General features: G+C 43.2%; 12 protein-coding genes and 1 other annotated feature. Of the genes, 7 read left to right on the forward strand and 5 right to left on the reverse strand.

Annotated elements, in window-relative coordinates; all coding sequences use genetic code 11:
* Positions 1 to 398: 398 nt before the first annotated feature.
* From clpB to rluD, 3 genes are all read right to left on the reverse strand, one after another.
* Positions 399 to 2,972, reverse strand: coding sequence for an ATP-dependent chaperone ClpB (gene clpB, locus NX845_RS20280; RefSeq protein ID WP_017077748.1), 2,574 nt, complete (start codon positions 2,970 to 2,972; stop codon positions 399 to 401).
* 142 nt (positions 2,973 to 3,114) lie between these two features.
* Positions 3,115 to 3,855 (reverse strand): peptidoglycan editing factor PgeF, encoded by a 741-nt coding sequence (gene pgeF / locus NX845_RS20285; protein WP_065681754.1) that lies wholly within the window; start codon positions 3,853 to 3,855, stop codon positions 3,115 to 3,117.
* A 2-nt stretch (positions 3,856 to 3,857) separates the two neighbouring features.
* Positions 3,858 to 4,832: a 23S rRNA pseudouridine(1911/1915/1917) synthase RluD gene (gene rluD, locus NX845_RS20290; RefSeq protein WP_017077746.1), complete on the reverse strand. Its 975-nt coding sequence runs from the start codon at positions 4,830 to 4,832 to the stop codon at positions 3,858 to 3,860.
* Positions 4,833 to 4,969: 137 nt separating this feature from the next.
* On the opposite strand from rluD, the gene NX845_RS20295 reads away from it, so the two are divergent.
* The 6 genes from NX845_RS20295 to yjjX all read left to right on the forward strand — a co-directional run bounded on the left by NX845_RS20295 (position 4,970) and on the right by yjjX (position 12,756).
* On the forward strand, positions 4,970 to 5,698 hold the full coding sequence (locus NX845_RS20295) for an outer membrane protein assembly factor BamD (RefSeq protein ID WP_004735032.1): 729 nt from the start codon (positions 4,970 to 4,972) through the stop codon (positions 5,696 to 5,698).
* Between the two features lie 137 nt (positions 5,699 to 5,835).
* Entirely contained in the window at positions 5,836 to 7,260 is a 1,425-nt protein-coding gene (locus NX845_RS20300) for a lytic transglycosylase F (protein ID WP_311319420.1), read from the forward strand.
* Positions 7,261 to 7,684: 424 nt separating this feature from the next.
* The gene (hpf, locus tag NX845_RS20305; RefSeq protein ID WP_004735034.1) at positions 7,685 to 8,020 is read left to right on the forward strand and encodes a ribosome hibernation-promoting factor, HPF/YfiA family; all 336 of its coding nucleotides are present in this window, start codon (positions 7,685 to 7,687) and stop codon (positions 8,018 to 8,020) included.
* A 110-nt stretch (positions 8,021 to 8,130) separates the two neighbouring features.
* Positions 8,131 to 8,252, forward strand: a sequence feature (Phe leader region).
* A 12-nt stretch (positions 8,253 to 8,264) separates the two neighbouring features.
* Entirely contained in the window at positions 8,265 to 9,440 is a 1,176-nt protein-coding gene (gene pheA, locus NX845_RS20310; protein WP_004735035.1) for a prephenate dehydratase, read from the forward strand.
* Positions 9,441 to 9,893: 453 nt separating this feature from the next.
* On the forward strand, positions 9,894 to 12,272 hold the full coding sequence (locus tag NX845_RS20315) for a bifunctional diguanylate cyclase/phosphodiesterase (protein WP_065681756.1): 2,379 nt from the start codon (positions 9,894 to 9,896) through the stop codon (positions 12,270 to 12,272).
* Positions 12,235 to 12,756, forward strand: a complete 522-nt coding sequence (yjjX, locus tag NX845_RS20320; RefSeq protein WP_017087561.1) for an inosine/xanthosine triphosphatase — start codon at positions 12,235 to 12,237, stop codon at positions 12,754 to 12,756. The genes NX845_RS20315 and yjjX overlap by 38 nt, the downstream gene beginning before the upstream one ends.
* A 123-nt stretch (positions 12,757 to 12,879) precedes the next feature.
* Here the strand turns inward: yjjX and trpR are convergent, their stop codons facing one another.
* Positions 12,880 to 13,173: a trp operon repressor gene (gene trpR, locus NX845_RS20325; RefSeq protein ID WP_065681757.1), complete on the reverse strand. Its 294-nt coding sequence runs from the start codon at positions 13,171 to 13,173 to the stop codon at positions 12,880 to 12,882.
* Positions 13,174 to 13,345: 172 nt separating this feature from the next.
* A complete protein-coding gene (sltY, locus tag NX845_RS20330) occupies positions 13,346 to 15,295 on the reverse strand; it encodes a murein transglycosylase (protein WP_065681758.1) in 1,950 nt (649 codons plus the stop codon).
* 264 nt (positions 15,296 to 15,559) lie between these two features.
* Here sltY and ettA point away from each other — a divergent pair, with 264 nt between their 5' ends.
* Entirely contained in the window at positions 15,560 to 17,227 is a 1,668-nt protein-coding gene (ettA, locus tag NX845_RS20335; RefSeq protein WP_004735040.1) for an energy-dependent translational throttle protein EttA, read from the forward strand.
* Positions 17,228 to 17,294: the final 67 nt, after the last annotated feature.

Here is a 17,294-nt window from a genome sequence, read left to right on the forward strand (position 1 = left end):
AAAAGAACCAATAACGTTTTGATATTCATCAACGAGTGCCCACACAGATTGATAGGTTTAAATTGTTAAAGAGCTTTACTTATTGAGCGTTCCTTTTAGTAAGGAGCCTCTCTAAGTGGACGGCCATTCTAGCGAATTGGGTTCCAGTGTCAAACACTTTTTCCAGCTAATTTTTCAAAGCATCTTAAATGCTTAATGTCGTCTCGTTACTTAGTTCAAACCGCTTAGTTATCCCTGGCAACGGAGGCGCATTATAGAGAGAATCCCCCTTTGCACAAGGCCAAAAACGAAAAAAGACCGCAGCAGGCGATCGTTCGGACACTATTCACACAAAGCGTTCAAAATAGGTACGATTACGTCTTAATTTCGACTAATCGTACCTATCGTTCTTACCTTAATTATTGGTGAGCAATAATTCGGTCGTTATTCACTAATAGCTGCACTTTCTTATCCGGATTGATTTTCCCTGCAAGTATCGCTTTCGCTAATGGGTTCTCAACACTCTGCTGAATTGCTCTTTTAAGAGGCCTCGCACCATAGACAGGATCAAAACCGACTTGAGAGATCAACTTCAGTGCTTTGTCCGACACTTCAAGCTCATAGCCATTGTCTTCCATTCGTTTCTTCAAATGCTCAAGCTGAATAGCGGCTATTGACTCGATGTGAGCTTGGCCTAATGGATGGAACACGACACTTTCATCAACACGGTTCAAAAACTCAGGGCGGAAATGCTTACCTACCACTTCCATCACCTCATTCTTTATTCCTTGGTAATCGAGCGTATTGAAGTTTTCTTGAATTCTCGAAGAGCCAAGATTAGATGTCATGATCACTACAGTATTTCTGAAATCGACCGTGCGACCTTGTCCATCGGTTAATCGTCCATCATCTAAAACCTGCAATAGAATATTGAAAACATCAGGGTGCGCTTTCTCTACCTCATCAAGCAGAATCACAGAATAAGGTTTTCGACGAACAGCTTCAGTTAAGTAACCACCTTCTTCATACCCAACGTAACCTGGAGGAGCACCAACCAAACGAGCCACTGAGTGCTTCTCCATAAACTCAGACATATCGATACGAACCATGGCATCGTCACTATCAAACATGAAGTTAGCCAATGTTTTACACAGTTCGGTTTTACCTACGCCCGTTGGACCAAGAAATAAGAAAGAACCAATCGGCTTATTTGGATCTGATAAACCAGCACGACTACGACGAATCGCATTCGATACCACTTCTACCGCTTCGGCTTGCCCAATAACCCGCTTATGCAGAACACCTTCCATTTTCAGAAGCTTCTCTTTTTCTGCCTCTAGCATTTTAGAAACCGGAATGCCGGTTTGCTTTGAAAGAACATCGGCAATTTCAGCGTCAGTTACCTTATTACGTAATAAGGTCATTTCTTGCATTTCAGCTTGAGTCGCGAGGTCTAACTGCTTCTCCAACTCTGGGATTCGACCATATTGCAATTCAGACATTCGGTTAAGATCGCCAGCACGTCGTGCAAAGTCCATATCCATACGAGCTTGTTCTAACTCTGATTTGATATGTTGCGTCCCGGAAAGCGCCGCTTTTTCAGCGTTCCAAACTTCTTCAAGCTCAGCAAAATCCCGCTCCTTCTCAGAAAGTTCACTTTGCAGCGTGCGAAGCCTCTTTTCACTGGCTTCATCATTTTCATTCGTGAGAGCTTGCTGCTCGATCTTCAATTGAATGATTTTGCGCTCGAGCTTATCTAGCGACTCAGGTTTTGAATCGATCTGCATGCGAATGCTCGAAGCCGCTTCATCAATGAGATCAATCGCCTTATCTGGTAACTGACGATCTGAAACGTATCGATGAGATAACGTTGCCGCCGCTACAATCGCTGGGTCAGTAATTTCTACATGATGGTGAAGTTCATAGCGCTCTTTCAAACCACGAAGAATCGCAACTGTGTCTTCAACGGTTGGCTCATCGACTATCACTTTTTGGAATCGACGCTCTAATGCAGGATCTTTCTCTATATACTGACGATGTTCATCGAGTGTCGTTGCGCCTACACAATGCAGCTCACCACGAGCCAATGCTGGTTTCAGCATATTACCGGCGTCCATAGAGCCTTCGCCTTTACCTGCTCCTACCATGGTGTGAATTTCATCGATGAAGAGAATAATGTTGCCCTCTTCTTTCGATAATTCGTTGAGAACCGATTTCAAGCGCTCTTCAAATTCACCACGATATTTAGCACCTGCAATCAAAGAGCCCATGTCTAATGAAAGAACTCGTCGCCCTCTCAAGCCTTCCGGTACTTCATTATTGATAATGCGCTGCGCCAAACCTTCAACGATTGCCGTTTTTCCGACACCAGGCTCACCAATAATGACAGGGTTATTCTTAGTACGGCGTTGAAGTACTTGGATAGTACGACGGATTTCATCGTCTCGACCAATCACAGGATCTAGCTTGCCTTGCTCTGCTCTTTCGGTCAGATCAATGGTGAACTTCTCTAATGCTTGGCGTCTATCTTCCGCATTCGGGTCATCGACTTTTTGACCACCACGAACTTGCTCGATAGCTTGAGATAGTTTTTGCTCAGTAAGGCCTAACTCTTTAAGTAAGTTCCCTAAAGGACCTTTGTCTTCAATTGCAGCGAGTAGGAATACTTCTGAAGATATGTAACTGTCTTGGCGCTTTTGCGCGACCTTGTCACATAGGTTGAACAACGTTCCCATGGCATTCGAAAGCTGAACATCACCACCGATACCACTTACTTTTGGCACTCGGTCTAATATTTCGCTCAATTTAGAACGCAATTGAACAACATCAATGTTCAGCATAGTAAGCAATGGACGAATCGCACTGCCATCTTGATTAAGCAAAGACACCATTAGGTGCACAGGTTCTATATATTGATGATCACGACCTAATGCGAGCGACTGAGCATCAGATATCGCAATTTGGAATTTACTAGTGAACCGATCGAGACGCATGCCAACCTTCCTACTCTTAGATATGTTTATCTTATGGTTAGAAGATGGATACGGTAACGCGGATTTTCAAGGGATAAGAGTGAAGAATAGAGCTTATATGAAAATATAAATGAGCTGGATGAGTGGTTGTGCTAGCCAGAGATTACTCTAACCAAATAAATGTAGCCTGACGTCCAGTAATGCCATCACGGCGATAAGAATAGAAAGCATCTGAATCTGCGTATGTACATAGATTCGAGTCTGTCACAGAAGTCACGCCAACTTTCATTAATCGTTGAGTCGCGAGTTGAGACATGTTTGCCAGCCATTTGCCAGGTTGAGCTTTGGCTTGAAATGCTAATTTAGCTTGAGGGTCAAAACGAACAAAAGCTTCCAACACATCGTTGCCAACCTCAAATGCATCTTTGCCAATTGCAGGGCCAAGCCAAGCCATGATCTGATTATCTGAATCTAGATTTGAAAACTTTGCGACGGCATTTTCAAGAATGCCACCAGCAAGACCACGCCAACCCGCATGAACAGCCGCGACTTGAGTGCCTTTGGTATCGGTAAGAAGTACTGGCAAGCAATCTGCCGTCATCGCTGAACACACAATACCCTTTGCAGAGGTAAATACACCATCAGCATCAAGAACATTCGTCACCGGTTCTAAAACTGTAACGATATCCGTTGAGTGAGTTTGATTTAGCCATACTGGAGCCGTGGGCATCTTAGATTGTTGCTTTAGCCATTCTCGATTGCTTTCAACAAGCGAAGTATCATCCCCAACGTGCATACCGAGGTTTAACCCTTGATAAGCACCTGTAGAACAACCATCGAAACGAGTCGAAGCAAATGCTTTCACGTTTTGAGGAGCGTTCCAGTCAGGGATGATCATTGACATGATTAAATGTCGTCTTCGTGATTTTCGCGAGCATCAACACGTAATGCTTCTGCCATCACAACCATGTCATTTGGAACAGGTGCGTGGAACTCAACTTCTTCACCAGTAATAGGGTGAACAAATTTAAGCATTACAGCATGCAGCGCTTGGCGATCAAAAGAACGAATCATTGTCGTCAGCTCTTCAGATGCACCTTTTGGAATACGTGCACGACCACCGTATGCAATATCACCTAACAGAGGGTGCTGAAGGTATGACATATGAACACGGATTTGGTGAGTACGACCTGTTTCTAGGCGTAGACGAATACGAGTATGTTCGCGGAAGTGCTCCGCAACACGGTAGTGAGTTACCGCAGGCTTACCTAATTCATTCACGTCCATTAAAGTACGTTTAGTTGCATGACGGCTAATGCCTTTCTCAACCACACCACCCGCGGTCATTTTACCAATAGCAATTGCTTCATATTCACGAGTGATACGACGTTTAGCAAGTGCACGTACAAGGCGAGTTTGAGCTGGAACCGTCTTAGCCACAACCATAAGACCGGTTGTGTCTTTATCAAGACGGTGCACAATACCCGCACGCGGTACTTCTGCAATCTGAGGGTAATGGAAAAGCAATGCGTTTAGTATGGTTCCATCCGGCGTACCTGCGCCTGGGTGTACAACCAGATCGCGAGGCTTATTGATAACCAATAAATCATCATCTTCATAGACAATGTTTAACGGAATATCTTGTGCTTCCCAGCGCTCTTCATCTGCAAGCTCCGCTTGTAGGATGATCGCTTCACCGCCCAAAACTATGGTGCGCGGTTTAGTGATAACTTCGCCATCCACTTGGATTTTGCCGTCAAGAAGCCACTCTTTAATACGAGAGCGAGAAAAATCGGTAAATAGTTCAGCGACAGCTTGGTCTAAACGTTGACCTAACTGGCTGCTTTTTACTGTGTCTGTTAATGTTATCTGCTGAGCCATATCGAACTTTTTTAAAAACCGTGAGACTAATACCCATTAGTATGGATAAAATAGAATAATTGCATCATTGTATCTGTTACTGGTTAGAAAGTAACGGAAGCTTACGAAATATTTAATTCAAGGAATCGACGCCTGACATGAAACACCTTACTTTATCGGGTCTATTAGCCGTATCACTCTTAGTTGGCTGTTCAAGTACTGAAGAAATAGTACCGGATGTACCACCATCGGTTCTTTACTCTGACGCTCAAGAGTCCCTACAGAGCGGTAGCTGGCTTTCTGCAATCGAAAAGCTAGAAGCCTTAGACTCTCGTTACCCATTCGGCGCCTATTCGGAACAAGTACAGCTAGATCTGATTTACGCGTACTACAAAAATGATGACTTGGCGTTAGGCCTTGCCACCATTTCTCGATTCCTACGCTTAAACCCGACTCATGAAAAACAAGACTGGGTGCTTTACATGCGCGGCCTAACGCACATGGCACAAGACCGTAACTTCATGCACGACATTTTTAATATCGACCGTAGTGACCGAGATCCAGAGCCAGTGAAACTCGCGTTTGCTGACTTCAAACGACTACTGGAACGCTTCCCTAGCAGCCCTTATGCGGAAGATGCGCAAAAACGCATGTTCGCACTTAAGAACCGCCTCGCAGAGTATGACTTAGCAACCGCTGATTTCTACCTACGCCGTGAAGCTTGGATTGCAGCTGTAAACCGAACACAAGAGCTGCAGAAGACTTACCCAGACACAATTGCTGCACGTAAGTCTTTGGATATTCAGTTAGAAGCTTATAAACAACTAGGTTTAGAAGACGCAGCTTCAAGAACAGAAAAATTGATTGAGTTAAACCCACTGCCTTAATCAACGTTGTCATATTCATTCGAAAACGCGCTAATTTATTAGCGCGTTTTTTTTGAACTTAATTTCGTAAACTTGATGAATCGCATAATACACGGTATCTTCAAAAGATAACTTTTAACAAAACATCAACATGGAGTGTGGATGTGAGTAGGTTGTTATTATTTATCTGGATATCGCTATTTAGCCAATTATCCTACGCATTAGAACTGTCCCCGTTAAGCAACGAGCCTTACATGGGTGACTTAGATGTGCTCAAAACCAAAGGAACGGTTAGAGTGCTCGTGTCTGCTGATCTTGGTTTTTATTATATCGAGGATGGCAAACCAAAAGGCATCGTGGCTGAAATGCTCTACCACTTTGAGAAGAGCCTTCGTAAGAAGCATCCCTACCTTAATGTTCAAATTATCCCAGTGCAGCGAGATGATCTACTTCCCTCATTAGAATCTGGTTATGGAGACGTCGCTGTCGCGAACCTGACGATCACCGACAAGCGATTGCGAATCATCGATTTTTCCGACCCAATGATTAAAGATGGAAAAGAACTGATTATCACAGGAAAGAATTCAGCCCCTATCACCGAAATCAAGCAACTGAGCGGTAAAGAGGTTTGGATCCGTGCAAGTTCGAGTTACTTCGAGAGTGTACAAAGAGTCAATAAAGAACTGAATGAATTAGACTTACCACCGCTGCATGTCCACTTTATTGAGGAGTCATTACAAGACTACGAGCTGATAGAGTTGGTCAACCAAGGCTATATACAAGGCACAATCCTAGATAGCCATAAAGCAAAGTTATGGACTGACGTAATGGAAAACATTCAGGTCCATCACGATTTACCCTTACGTGAAAATGGCCAAATAGCGTGGGCATTAAGAAAAAACAGCCCTCAACTAAAAAAAAAGATCAACAAATACGTCAAGACGGCACGAACAGGTACCCTACTTGGAAATGTTATCTATCAGAAATACATCGACAACACTCGCTGGTTAGGTAGAGCGCTCAACCCAAATAAAATAGACCGAGTGGCTAAGCTGTCAGATGTTTTTGAAAAGTATTCGAGTCAATACGAATTCGACCCTTTGATGATGTCAGCACAAGGTTTCCAAGAGTCTGGACTGGATCAAAGCCGGGTTTCTCACCGTGGAGCTATTGGTGTGATGCAGGTGTTGCCTAGTACCGCCAAAGACAAAAACGTCAACATCAAAAACATACATAAAGTGGATAACAACATCCATGCGGGTGTGAAATACATGCGTTTCATTAAGGACAGGTATTTTGACGACCCTGCGATTACGCCAGATAACCAAATCTACTTCACTTTGGCTTCTTACAACGCTGGTCCTGCTAAGATCAGAAGGATGAGGCGCATTGCCAAGCAGAAAGGTTACAACCCAAACATCTGGTTTAAAAACGTAGAAATCATCACTCGTAAATACGTGAGCAAAGAACCGGTGACCTATGTCGCCAACATCAACCGTTACTTTGTAATCTATAAGCAGTTACAAGCTATCAATGCTATCCGAGAAAATGGGACAGCCAGACTACTCAAAACCAACGATTAGTTTGTCTTCAACCCTAAGAGCCAGGGGTGCTAAGGCACTAAGGCAAATTAAAAACACAAAAGCCGCATAAGAAAACTTATGCGGCTTTTGCTTATCAAATTCAGAGAAAGCTTATATAGCGATATATATCACGAGATCTACATCACAAAACACTATTGAGTAAATTTCAATCAAACACTTTCAATAAGCTGTAAGACGCCCCTAAAAACTGGTTTAATTTTTAGCGAAGCCTTGCCTCCAAATTATCGTTTTTCATAGAGATAACAAGCATTTTTCGCCAAAAAGATACTAAGACTTGCGTGAGATCACATTTGATTTTAATGCTTATCCCACCCAACCAAAACAAGATCTAGATCACATTCTTTATTCCTAAAAGTCGTAATCTGAAGTTAACCCATGAGGGATACAACAGAGGAAAACTTCTATGAAAATGAACATCACTGGTAAAAACATCGACATTACCTCTGCAATCCGTGATCACATAGAAAGCAAATTTAAAAAGCTGGATAAATGGCAAGTAGACATCATTGGTTGCCAAGCGAGCTTTAGCGAAGAACCAAACAAGAAGAAAAAATTTGAAGCGGTTCTAACCGTACCAAAAGGCCAACTTGTTGCTTCATCAATCCATGACGACCTCTACGTAGCTATCAACGAAGTAGAACAAAAACTAGAGCGTCAACTCAACAAGCTACGCCATAAACCTGAAGCGCGCCGCGCTGAAAAGCCTGAAATCGAAGAGCTAGAAGCTGAAGTAGAATAAGGAAAGAGAACAGATTAAAAAATAGCGCCTCAGGGCGCTATTTTTTTGCTTGACGCTCGTAGCTCGCTTGCTTATTGTGTTTAAACATTCATAAAACAATCACTTTTTATGCACACTCAATCTTTGTTTATTTTTGACTTCTTTTTTCTTCCGTAAATCGGAGGCTGAGTCGTTTTAGAAAAACAAGTCAAAAACGAACAAGAAGCCTCCCACACTAGGGAGGCTTTTTTATAAGGACACATTTATGACTGACCGCTCAATTTCACTGGATGATATCCGCCTTCGTCTTAATGATTTAGATGACGAACTGCTGAGTTTACTTTCCGAACGTCGCAAACTCAGTATCGAAGTTGCGAAAAGCAAGGTAGAAACATCAAAGCCTGTACGCGATGCCGTTCGTGAGCAGCAGCTTCTGGTTAAGCTGATCAACAACGGTAAAGATAAATATGAGCTTGATGCGCAGTACATTACTAAACTGTTTCACACCATCATCGAAGATTCCGTTTTACTACAGCAGTCATACTTACAAAACCTGGCGAACCCGCAAAGCCGTAAACCTCTGGCTCGCGTTGCATTCTTAGGTTCTAAGGGATCATATTCTCATCTTGCTAGCCGTGAATATTTCAGCCGTAAGAATATGGAATTGATAGAGCTTAACTGCAATCATTTCAAAGAAGTGGCATCGACGGTGGAATCTGGTCATGCAGATTACGGTGTGTTGCCGATTGAGAACACCAGCTCAGGTTCAATCAACGAGGTCTACGACCTACTGCAACACACAACGCTTTATATCGTAGGTGAACTGTCTCAACCAATTGAACACTGCTTGGTTGCGAAAAATGATATTCGTTTAGAAGACATCAAAACCCTCTATTCACACCCACAACCTCACCAACAGTGCAGTGAGTTTTTGAGTCGTCTTAAAGGTGTCAGCCTTGAGTCTTGCGCAAGTACAGCTGATGCAATGAAGAAGGTTAAAGATCTGGAAGGCGATGATGTGGCAGCAATTGGCAATGCATCGAGCGGCAAGCTTTATGGGCTTCAGCCAATCCAAGGCAACATTGCAAACCAAACTGAGAACCACACTCGTTTCATCGTTGTTGCGCGTAAACCGGTAGAAGTGTCAACTCAAATCCCAGCTAAAACGACACTGATCATGTCGACTTCTCAAGAGGCGGGTTCTTTGGTAGAAACTCTACTAATTCTACAACGCTTGGGTATCAACATGACTAAGCTGGAATCTCGTCCTATCATGGGCAACCCATGGGAAGAGATGTTCTACGTTGATTTAGAAGCACATTTGGATGCAGATAATATGCAGCAAGCGATAACAGAACTAACTGCCATTACTCGTCACCTTAAAGTGTTGGGTTGTTATCCAAGTGAGAACATCAAAGCGACGCAGGTTAAGTTGTCATAGCTTTTAATGAACATAAACTTTTAGCAAACATAAGCTCTTAACAAACATAAGTTTTCAGAGAATATAAGCTTTGGCGAACATAAGTTTTTGGCAAACATAAGCTTTTAACGAACAAACGTTTAAAGCTGGCATAAGTTTAAATCTGCTATAAGTATTTGGCCTACAGTAGGCCAAATGCTAAAACCAGCGGCTAGTGGAATAACTCGTACTCAGGAATACTCACACTACGTATTCCTGAGACATGACTCGATTATTTCACTGGCTATACATGCCTTCCAGCCCACACCATTCAACACCTTCTTAACAAAAAACTCATTAGTAGCTTTTTTATCAATAAAGACAAAACCTTACCCCCTTCACAGGAAATCATCGAACTACGTGTAATTAATAGCGAGTAAGTATTAAGTAACATAAACTTACGCGCTTAAATTATAAATAGTGTTGTCATTAACTATGAAGCTAAGTACTAAAATCTTACTACTGATAACCCCTGTGATACTGATCAGTACCGCAGCTTCTAGCTATATTATTTATTCAACGCAGAAAAGCAGTTTTATCAAACGCGAAGACAACGCACTTCAGCTAAACATGGAAAAGTTGGCAGGATATTTTCGACAGTCTCGCTCGTTCCTAAATAGCTACTCTTACACCTTGACCCAAAGTGACATGGTGAAGCGTTACTTTCTCACTGAACAAAACCTATCTCGCGATCTTGAACTGGTTAGTAACCTTCGAGAAGCCATACACTTCTTGCAAGATGACGATGAAAGCTATACCGGGTTAGCGCTTCTCAATAGTCAGCGAAAATTGAGTTATTACGCTGATAATAACAGCGACTCACACACTCAGATTGACAGCAAAATATTGGATTTTGTGGATCAGTACTATCAAGACACCTTAGCAGCATCAAGTACCAACTATATTCAAAACTCTCAAGGTGAAGGGATGTTGGTTCACTACGAGAAAGTAGACAAAAAAACGATTTTCCCAACCGCAAACAATCACCCCGACGATGTGTTCTTTGTTGTTGTGTCAGTCTCTCTCGATAAATTTAATGCGTTGAGAAAACAGATAGAGTTCGACTACCAAACCAGCTTATTCTTCACATCTATAGCGGTTTCTCTGGAAAATAATGTCACCCACTCAGTCAAGCTTGCGCCAGAACTTTACGCCACAGTTGACCCGGCGCCATTCCTATTGGAAAACAAGCTCGAATCAATTTGGAATAAGCTGAGTTTGTCCTTTGCACTATCCGCGTTTGTGACGGTTGCTCTGCTACTCATGCTTTTGTCTCGCAGTGTGATATCCCCGATAACACGACTCGACCGACAACTGCAGCAAGTCGAGAAAAAACAACGTAAGAACATCGAACGTTTAGGCACTCGTGATGAGCTTGGCCGCCTATCACAGCGTTTTTATGACATGTACCAAGAGTTAGATAACACCTACCAACAGACCAAGCTATTGGCCGAGAATGATCAATTAACCCAAATAGCCAATAGGCATCAATTTCAAACCTTCGTTCAGCAATCATTACCCAAGCCTAGCTCGAATACCGAAACCTGGGTTCTCTACTTTGACCTAGATAACTTCAAGTTTGTGAACGACAAATATGGGCATCAAATCGGCGACTCCATTCTGGTCAGTTTTGCTCAGCGTATTTCCGATATTTGTAGCCACTATAAAACAGAATTTGACGCTCATTGTATGCCCGCCCGACTTTCTGGAGACGAGTTCGTTGTGTACATTAACGCCCCTACTCGCCAAGGGAATATCGCGCATAGATTCTCTGATAGCTTACTGACGCCACTACAAAAAGGCTTTATCACAGAATCAGGGAGCTTTCCGATCACGGTCAGTATTGGTATTGCGACCTACCCCAACGATGGCCACTCCATCGAAAAGCTACTGTCGAACGCTGATACCGCGATGTACCAAGCCAAACGCGCAGGTAAAAACCAATTTGCTGACTATTCACGAGATTTAGACAAAGCGATTCAACGCCAAGCAAACATTGAACGCGCACTCAGAGACAAGAACTTTGATGATGAATTTAGGCTCGTTTATATGCCGTACATGGATTCAACAGGAACCCATGTTATTGGTGTTGAGGTGTTATTACGTTGGAATTCGGAGCAACTAGGCTTGGTTCCACCTGATGAATTCATTCCAATTGCCGAGCAAACAGGATTATTCGATCAGGTTGATCAGTGGGTCATTCAGAATGCATTTGCTTCTTTTCATCGACTTCAGGCTCAATTTGATCACTCAATTCAGTTATCGATTAACTTATCTTCTGCTGGGATTGAAACGACTGATCTTGCTGACTTCATCAAAGAGCACGCCGATTTAAATCGAATTCCGCCAAGTTTGATTGATTTTGAAATTACCGAAACCTTTTACTCAAACTCTGAAGGTTTTCCGCTGCTTAACGAACTCTCTGATATGGGATATCGATTAGCCATTGATGACTTTGGATCTGGCTACACCTCCATCACTCAACTGGTGCAGTATCCAACTCAAAAAATTAAGCTCGATAAAGCCTTTTTAGACACCTTAATTGAGACCGATAATCAGAACATAGTGAAACCGGTTATCGGGTTATGTCATGCTCAGGGTAAGAAGGTCACAGCCGAGGGCATCGAAACTGAAAGCATGCATCAGTGGTTGCAAGAAGCACAGTGCGATATGCTGCAAGGCTATTACTTCGGTAAACCTATGCCATTAGAAGAACTGAGTGATTGGTACCGACAACATCAACTCAATTTAATCGATAAAAAAAAGAATCCAATACATGAAATCTGTAATCATCGCATCGCTGAACCCAGCTAAAATTAACGCCGTTAAAAGTGCATTCTTATCTGCTTTTCCTGATACTGAATTTGATTTCAAAGGCATCAGCGTCCCTAGCGGTGTCTCTGATCAACCGATGAGCAACGACGAGACCTATCAAGGTGCGGTAAATCGCGTTCACAACGCAACTCAAGCTCAACCTGATGCGGATTTTTATGTTGGATTAGAGTCTGGAATAGAAGGAAAGGTTACATTTGCTTGGATGGTCGTTGAAGCAAACGGTCAGCGCGGAGAATCTCGATCTGCAAGCTTGATGCTGCCACCCGTTGTGCTTGATAAACTCCAGCATGCGAATGAGCTAGGTGATGTGATGGATGAAGTCTTCGGCACCGACAACATAAAGCAAAAAGGCGGTGCGATTGGCTTATTGACACATAACCAACTATCTCGCAGTTCTGTATATAGCCAAGCTTTAATCCTAGCGCTGATCCCATTTGTTAACCCTAAGCACTTCCCTGCTTAGTCTTGTTTAAGAAACACGATATTTCGCCTCTCTAGAGGTAATATCATTGAGCGGGATAAAAACAAAAAACGCTAACCTATGGTTAGCGTTTTTATCAAGTTCTTAGGCTTACTGTTTAAATGCTTACTTAAGTAACAGCTCTGCAATTGCCGCTTTCTCTTGCTCAGATTTAGCCTTTAGCTCATTAGAGCCTCGCGTGATCGTAGCCACACCCACACCTAACATTTGGCTCACCTGTCTTTGTGACATTTCCCCTTTCATGAGTTCGCAAAGAATATTCACTCGAGCAACCAAAGCATCTCGCTCATCAGGTGTCATCATCATGGTCAACAACAGTTCATGCTGATCTTTCTCAGCCGCTGTTTTTACCAAATCCATTAGTTGTTGCCAATTCTCATATTCAGGTTGTGATGCCATATCTCTACACTTACTTTTAAATTTTGGCTTGAAGTAGCCGCTTAATGATTGAAAGCGTTTAACACTTTATACCGAAACACTTGCTTTGATCCAATGTAAAAAGGCAGCAAGTGGAACTGGTTCGCACTCACTGCCTTTAATATTACTCAGTTTCGGAGAAAGTACCGACCCCCTAGTATTTCGTTTCGGCCTCATGGGGCGCTAAAAACATCCCTTTCTCGCCCAAGATATCTCGATAGTAAGTCTCAAACATCAAGATATTCTGAACGTAGCCACGAGTCTCTTTGAATGGAATCATTTCGATAAAAGCAAATGCATCGAGCTTTTCATCGCTGCGTGAACGCCATTGTTTCACACGACTCGGGCCTGCATTATAAGCAGCAAATGCAAAAATACGGTTGTTATCATATTGAGCTAATAGGCCATCTAGATAGTGGCTACCAATCTCAATGTTCTTGCCGACATCATAAAGATCATCGCTGCCCTGATATTTAATCTTATGTTTGTTCGCCGTATATTGCGCCGTCTTTGGCATAATTTGCATGATGCCACGCGCGCCAACTGGAGAGCGAGCTTCTGAATCCATCGCACTCTCTTGTCTCGCTAAAGACATTAAGGTAATCGGGTCTATATCGTGCTTTTCGGCGTAGAAGTTAAACCACCACTTATGAGCAACAGGGAAGCGTAGGTCTATGTTGTCCCACATCTTCGCAGAGATGCTCGCTGTCACTGTAAAGTGGTTCCAACGCTGCGTCGCAGCATGAGCTGCGAGCATTGATTTCTGATCTTTATCAGCATTGGTTAACAACCAACGCCACTCACTCTTCGCTGCCGCAATTTTATCTCGGTCAATCAGCTCGCCGATTCGAACCAAAGAGGTCTCAAATGGCTTTACTGTTTCAGCGTTGTATTTGAGTGTCGATGTTGGGTACTGAACTGGCTTACCTAACTGCTTAGCCGCAGCCACACTGTAGAAATTACGCTGACCCAAGATATCTGACAGTCGTTTGTTACCCTTAGCAGTATCACCGAGTGCTATCTCTGCTCTACCCTGCCAATACTGCCAGCGAAGCGAAGCCTGATGCTTATCATCTAAGCGCGCAATCCACTCTTTCAAACCCGTCCAATCGGCATGTTGAATCGCTAAGCGAGCACGTCGTTCCAGCAGAACTTGCTTTGATGAACTCGAGAGCATTTTGTCGCGCCACACCATTAACTCTTCAGAGTCGGTGTTGATCAAACGGAACGTGAGGTAATCCGCTAACTCTTGAGATTTGTCTTTAGATAGCTTTTGAGCTTTCACAACATCATCAAAAATCTCTTGAGCGCTGCTTGCTGACTTCCTTGCCAGTTTCTCAAAACCAAACTCGGTTTGAGCTTGATAGAATTCATTCGCAGGGTGCTTCTTAGCAAACGCGAGCACATTTTCAGGCTTGTTGTACAACGCCTTCATCTGCTTCGCTTGAGCAATTGACTCATCATGATCCAATTGCTTGATCAGATAGGTCATTAACTTGCCGTTTCGTTTATCAAACGCCAATAGCATTCGCTGTAATATCAGCTCATTCGTTCTTAAACCCGCTTCATCCCAACTTTCGAAGAGCGGATCACAGCTATCATCGACACCACTGCCACTCAACCAAAGCTGCTTCGCACCTTTGAAGGCGAGCTCTTTGTTTCCTTGCTCATAATTCGCACGGTAGTAGATACATTGATATTTTTCACCAACAGGCTCTTTGGTTTGAAACTCAAGGATCGTCTTCCACTGTTTTTGAGCCGCCAATAAATCTAAATAAGGCGCACGCATACGATTCGAAAATGGTAGGGCTTTATTCTCTTCAATAAAGGCATCCACTTCAGCAGGTGTGCGATCACCTAAGCCTAATAAGAAGGCGCGATAATCAGTGTAAGGCGTTAACGGATATGTTTGAATTTTGTTACGTAGCACAGAGTAAGCTTCTAGATCACGGTTGTCTAAAACCTCTTGCGCTCTGTCATAAACATCACGCTGCATTTCAAGCTCGGAGGCATTGCTAGCCATAGCCATCGGAGCTAGTGAAAATGAAGACAAAATTGCCGATGCAGCCACAGCAATTTTCGTATTACCAATGCGGAAAAACATTCGCTCTTTCCTTAGTGCGTGTATGAATACGTGAAGTCTATTTACGCCCGACATCACATCAAATGTAAAGGATTTGAGTGTAAATATTATTAATATTTAACACTTCGCCTCAGAAGCTTATTAAATATAGTTTTAATGACCAATGTGACAATAATAGGTAAGGATTAGTTCAAGAATGGCTTTTCTGTCCTAGGAGTAACATCTTTGGGGATATTGGTATAAAATAGACGACAATTTTGAACAATAAATTAGGATCGATCGGCAATGGCTGAATACGTATATACCATGTCTCGGGTGAGCAAAACTGTTCCACCTAAGCGTCAAATTCTTAAAGACATTTCTCTTAGCTTTTTTCCTGGCGCTAAAATCGGTGTTTTGGGTCTAAATGGTTCAGGTAAATCTACCCTACTACGTATCATGGCTGGTATTGATACTGATATTGATGGTGAAGCTCGTGCACAACAAGGTCTTAAAGTCGGTTACCTACCGCAAGAGCCTGTACTAGACGAATCAAAAACAGTGCGTGAAATCGTAGAAGAAGCGGTTTCTGATGTTGCAGACGCACTTAAGCGTATCGATGCAGTATATGCAGCTTACGCTGAACCAGATGCAGATTTCGATGCACTCGCTAAAGAACAAGGCGAACTAGAAGCACTGATCCAAGCGAAAGACGGTCATAACCTAGAGACAGCTCTAGAGCGTGCTGCTGATGCACTTCGTCTTCCTGAGTGGGATGCGAAAATCGAACTCCTATCCGGTGGTGAACGTCGTCGTGTTGCGATCTGTCGTCTACTTCTAGAGAAGCCAGACATGCTGCTTCTTGATGAACCAACTAACCACTTGGATGCAGAATCAGTTGCTTGGCTTGAGCACTTCCTTGTTGATTACAGCGGTACTGTTGTGGCAATTACCCACGACCGTTACTTCCTAGACAACGCTGCTGGCTGGATTCTAGAACTTGACCGTGGTGAAGGTATTCCATGGGAAGGTAACTACACATCTTGGCTAGAACAGAAAGATGAGCGTCTGAAACAAGAAAAGTCAGGCGAAAGCGCACGTCAAAAGACAATCGAGAAAGAACTTGAGTGGGTTCGTCAAAACCCTAAAGGTCGTCAAGCGAAGTCTAAAGCTCGTATGGCTCGTTTTGAAGAACTGACGACTGGGCAATACCAGAAGCGTAACGAAACCAACGAACTGTTCATCCCGCCGGGTGAGCGTTTAGGTGACAAGGTACTTGAAGTTAAGAACCTAACTAAGTCATTTGGTGATCGCGTTCTTATCGACGACCTATCATTCAGCATGCCTAAAGGCGCTATCGTGGGTATCGTGGGTGCCAACGGTGCAGGTAAATCAACACTATTCAAGATGCTAAGCGGCGCAGAACAGCCAGATTCAGGTTCAGTTGAATTAGGCGAAACGGTTAAGCTTGCTTCTGTTGATCAGTTCCGTGACAGCATGGACGACACCAAAACAGTATTCCAAGAGATCTCTGAAGGCGCTGATATCATTAAGATCAACAACTTCGAAATCCCTGCACGTGCTTACTGTTCTCGTTTCAACTTCAAAGGCAACGACCAACAGAAAATCATCGGTCAGCTTTCTGGTGGTGAACGTAACCGTGTTCACCTTGCTAAACTGCTGAAAGCGGGCGGCAACGTACTGCTACTCGATGAACCAACCAATGACCTTGATGTCGAAACTCTACGTGCACTTGAAGAAGCGCTGCTTGAGTTCCCTGGCTGTGCAATGGTTATCTCGCATGACCGTTGGTTCCTTGACCGTATTGCGACCCATATCTTAGACTACCGTGATGAAGGTCAAGTTAACTTCTACGAAGGTAACTATACTGAATACACAGAGTGGCTGAAAAAGACTCTGGGCGCACAAGCGGCTGAACCGCACCGTATCAAGTACAAGCGTATTGCTAAGTAAATTAGCTTGTACTTTGAACAAAGGCCGCGATAATAGCGGCCTTTGATATATCTGGCTTACTATTTAC

Source organism: Vibrio sp. NC2 (assembly GCF_025195005.1).
In the GTDB taxonomy this organism is placed as follows: Bacteria; Pseudomonadota; Gammaproteobacteria; order Enterobacterales; family Vibrionaceae; genus Vibrio; species Vibrio splendidus.

What these genes read in the sequence shown, in the direction of transcription:
- clpB (WP_017077748.1), bottom strand. Translation starts at nt 2,972, where the DNA reads ATGCGTCTCGATCGGTTCACTAGTAAATTCCAAATTGCGATATCTGAT.
- pgeF (WP_065681754.1), bottom strand. Translation starts at nt 3,855, where the DNA reads ATGTCAATGATCATCCCTGACTGGAACGCTCCTCAAAACGTGAAAGCA.
- rluD (WP_017077746.1), bottom strand. Translation starts at nt 4,832, where the DNA reads ATGGCTCAGCAGATAACATTAACAGACACAGTAAAAAGCAGCCAGTTA.
- NX845_RS20295 (WP_004735032.1), top strand. Translation starts at nt 4,970, where the DNA reads ATGAAACACCTTACTTTATCGGGTCTATTAGCCGTATCACTCTTAGTT.
- hpf (WP_004735034.1), top strand. Translation starts at nt 7,685, where the DNA reads ATGAAAATGAACATCACTGGTAAAAACATCGACATTACCTCTGCAATC.
- pheA (WP_004735035.1), top strand. Translation starts at nt 8,265, where the DNA reads ATGACTGACCGCTCAATTTCACTGGATGATATCCGCCTTCGTCTTAAT.
- NX845_RS20315 (WP_065681756.1), top strand. Translation starts at nt 9,894, where the DNA reads ATGAAGCTAAGTACTAAAATCTTACTACTGATAACCCCTGTGATACTG.
- yjjX (WP_017087561.1), top strand. Translation starts at nt 12,235, where the DNA reads ATGAAATCTGTAATCATCGCATCGCTGAACCCAGCTAAAATTAACGCC.
- trpR (WP_065681757.1), bottom strand. Translation starts at nt 13,173, where the DNA reads ATGGCATCACAACCTGAATATGAGAATTGGCAACAACTAATGGATTTG.
- sltY (WP_065681758.1), bottom strand. Translation starts at nt 15,295, where the DNA reads ATGTTTTTCCGCATTGGTAATACGAAAATTGCTGTGGCTGCATCGGCA.
- ettA (WP_004735040.1), top strand. Translation starts at nt 15,560, where the DNA reads ATGGCTGAATACGTATATACCATGTCTCGGGTGAGCAAAACTGTTCCA.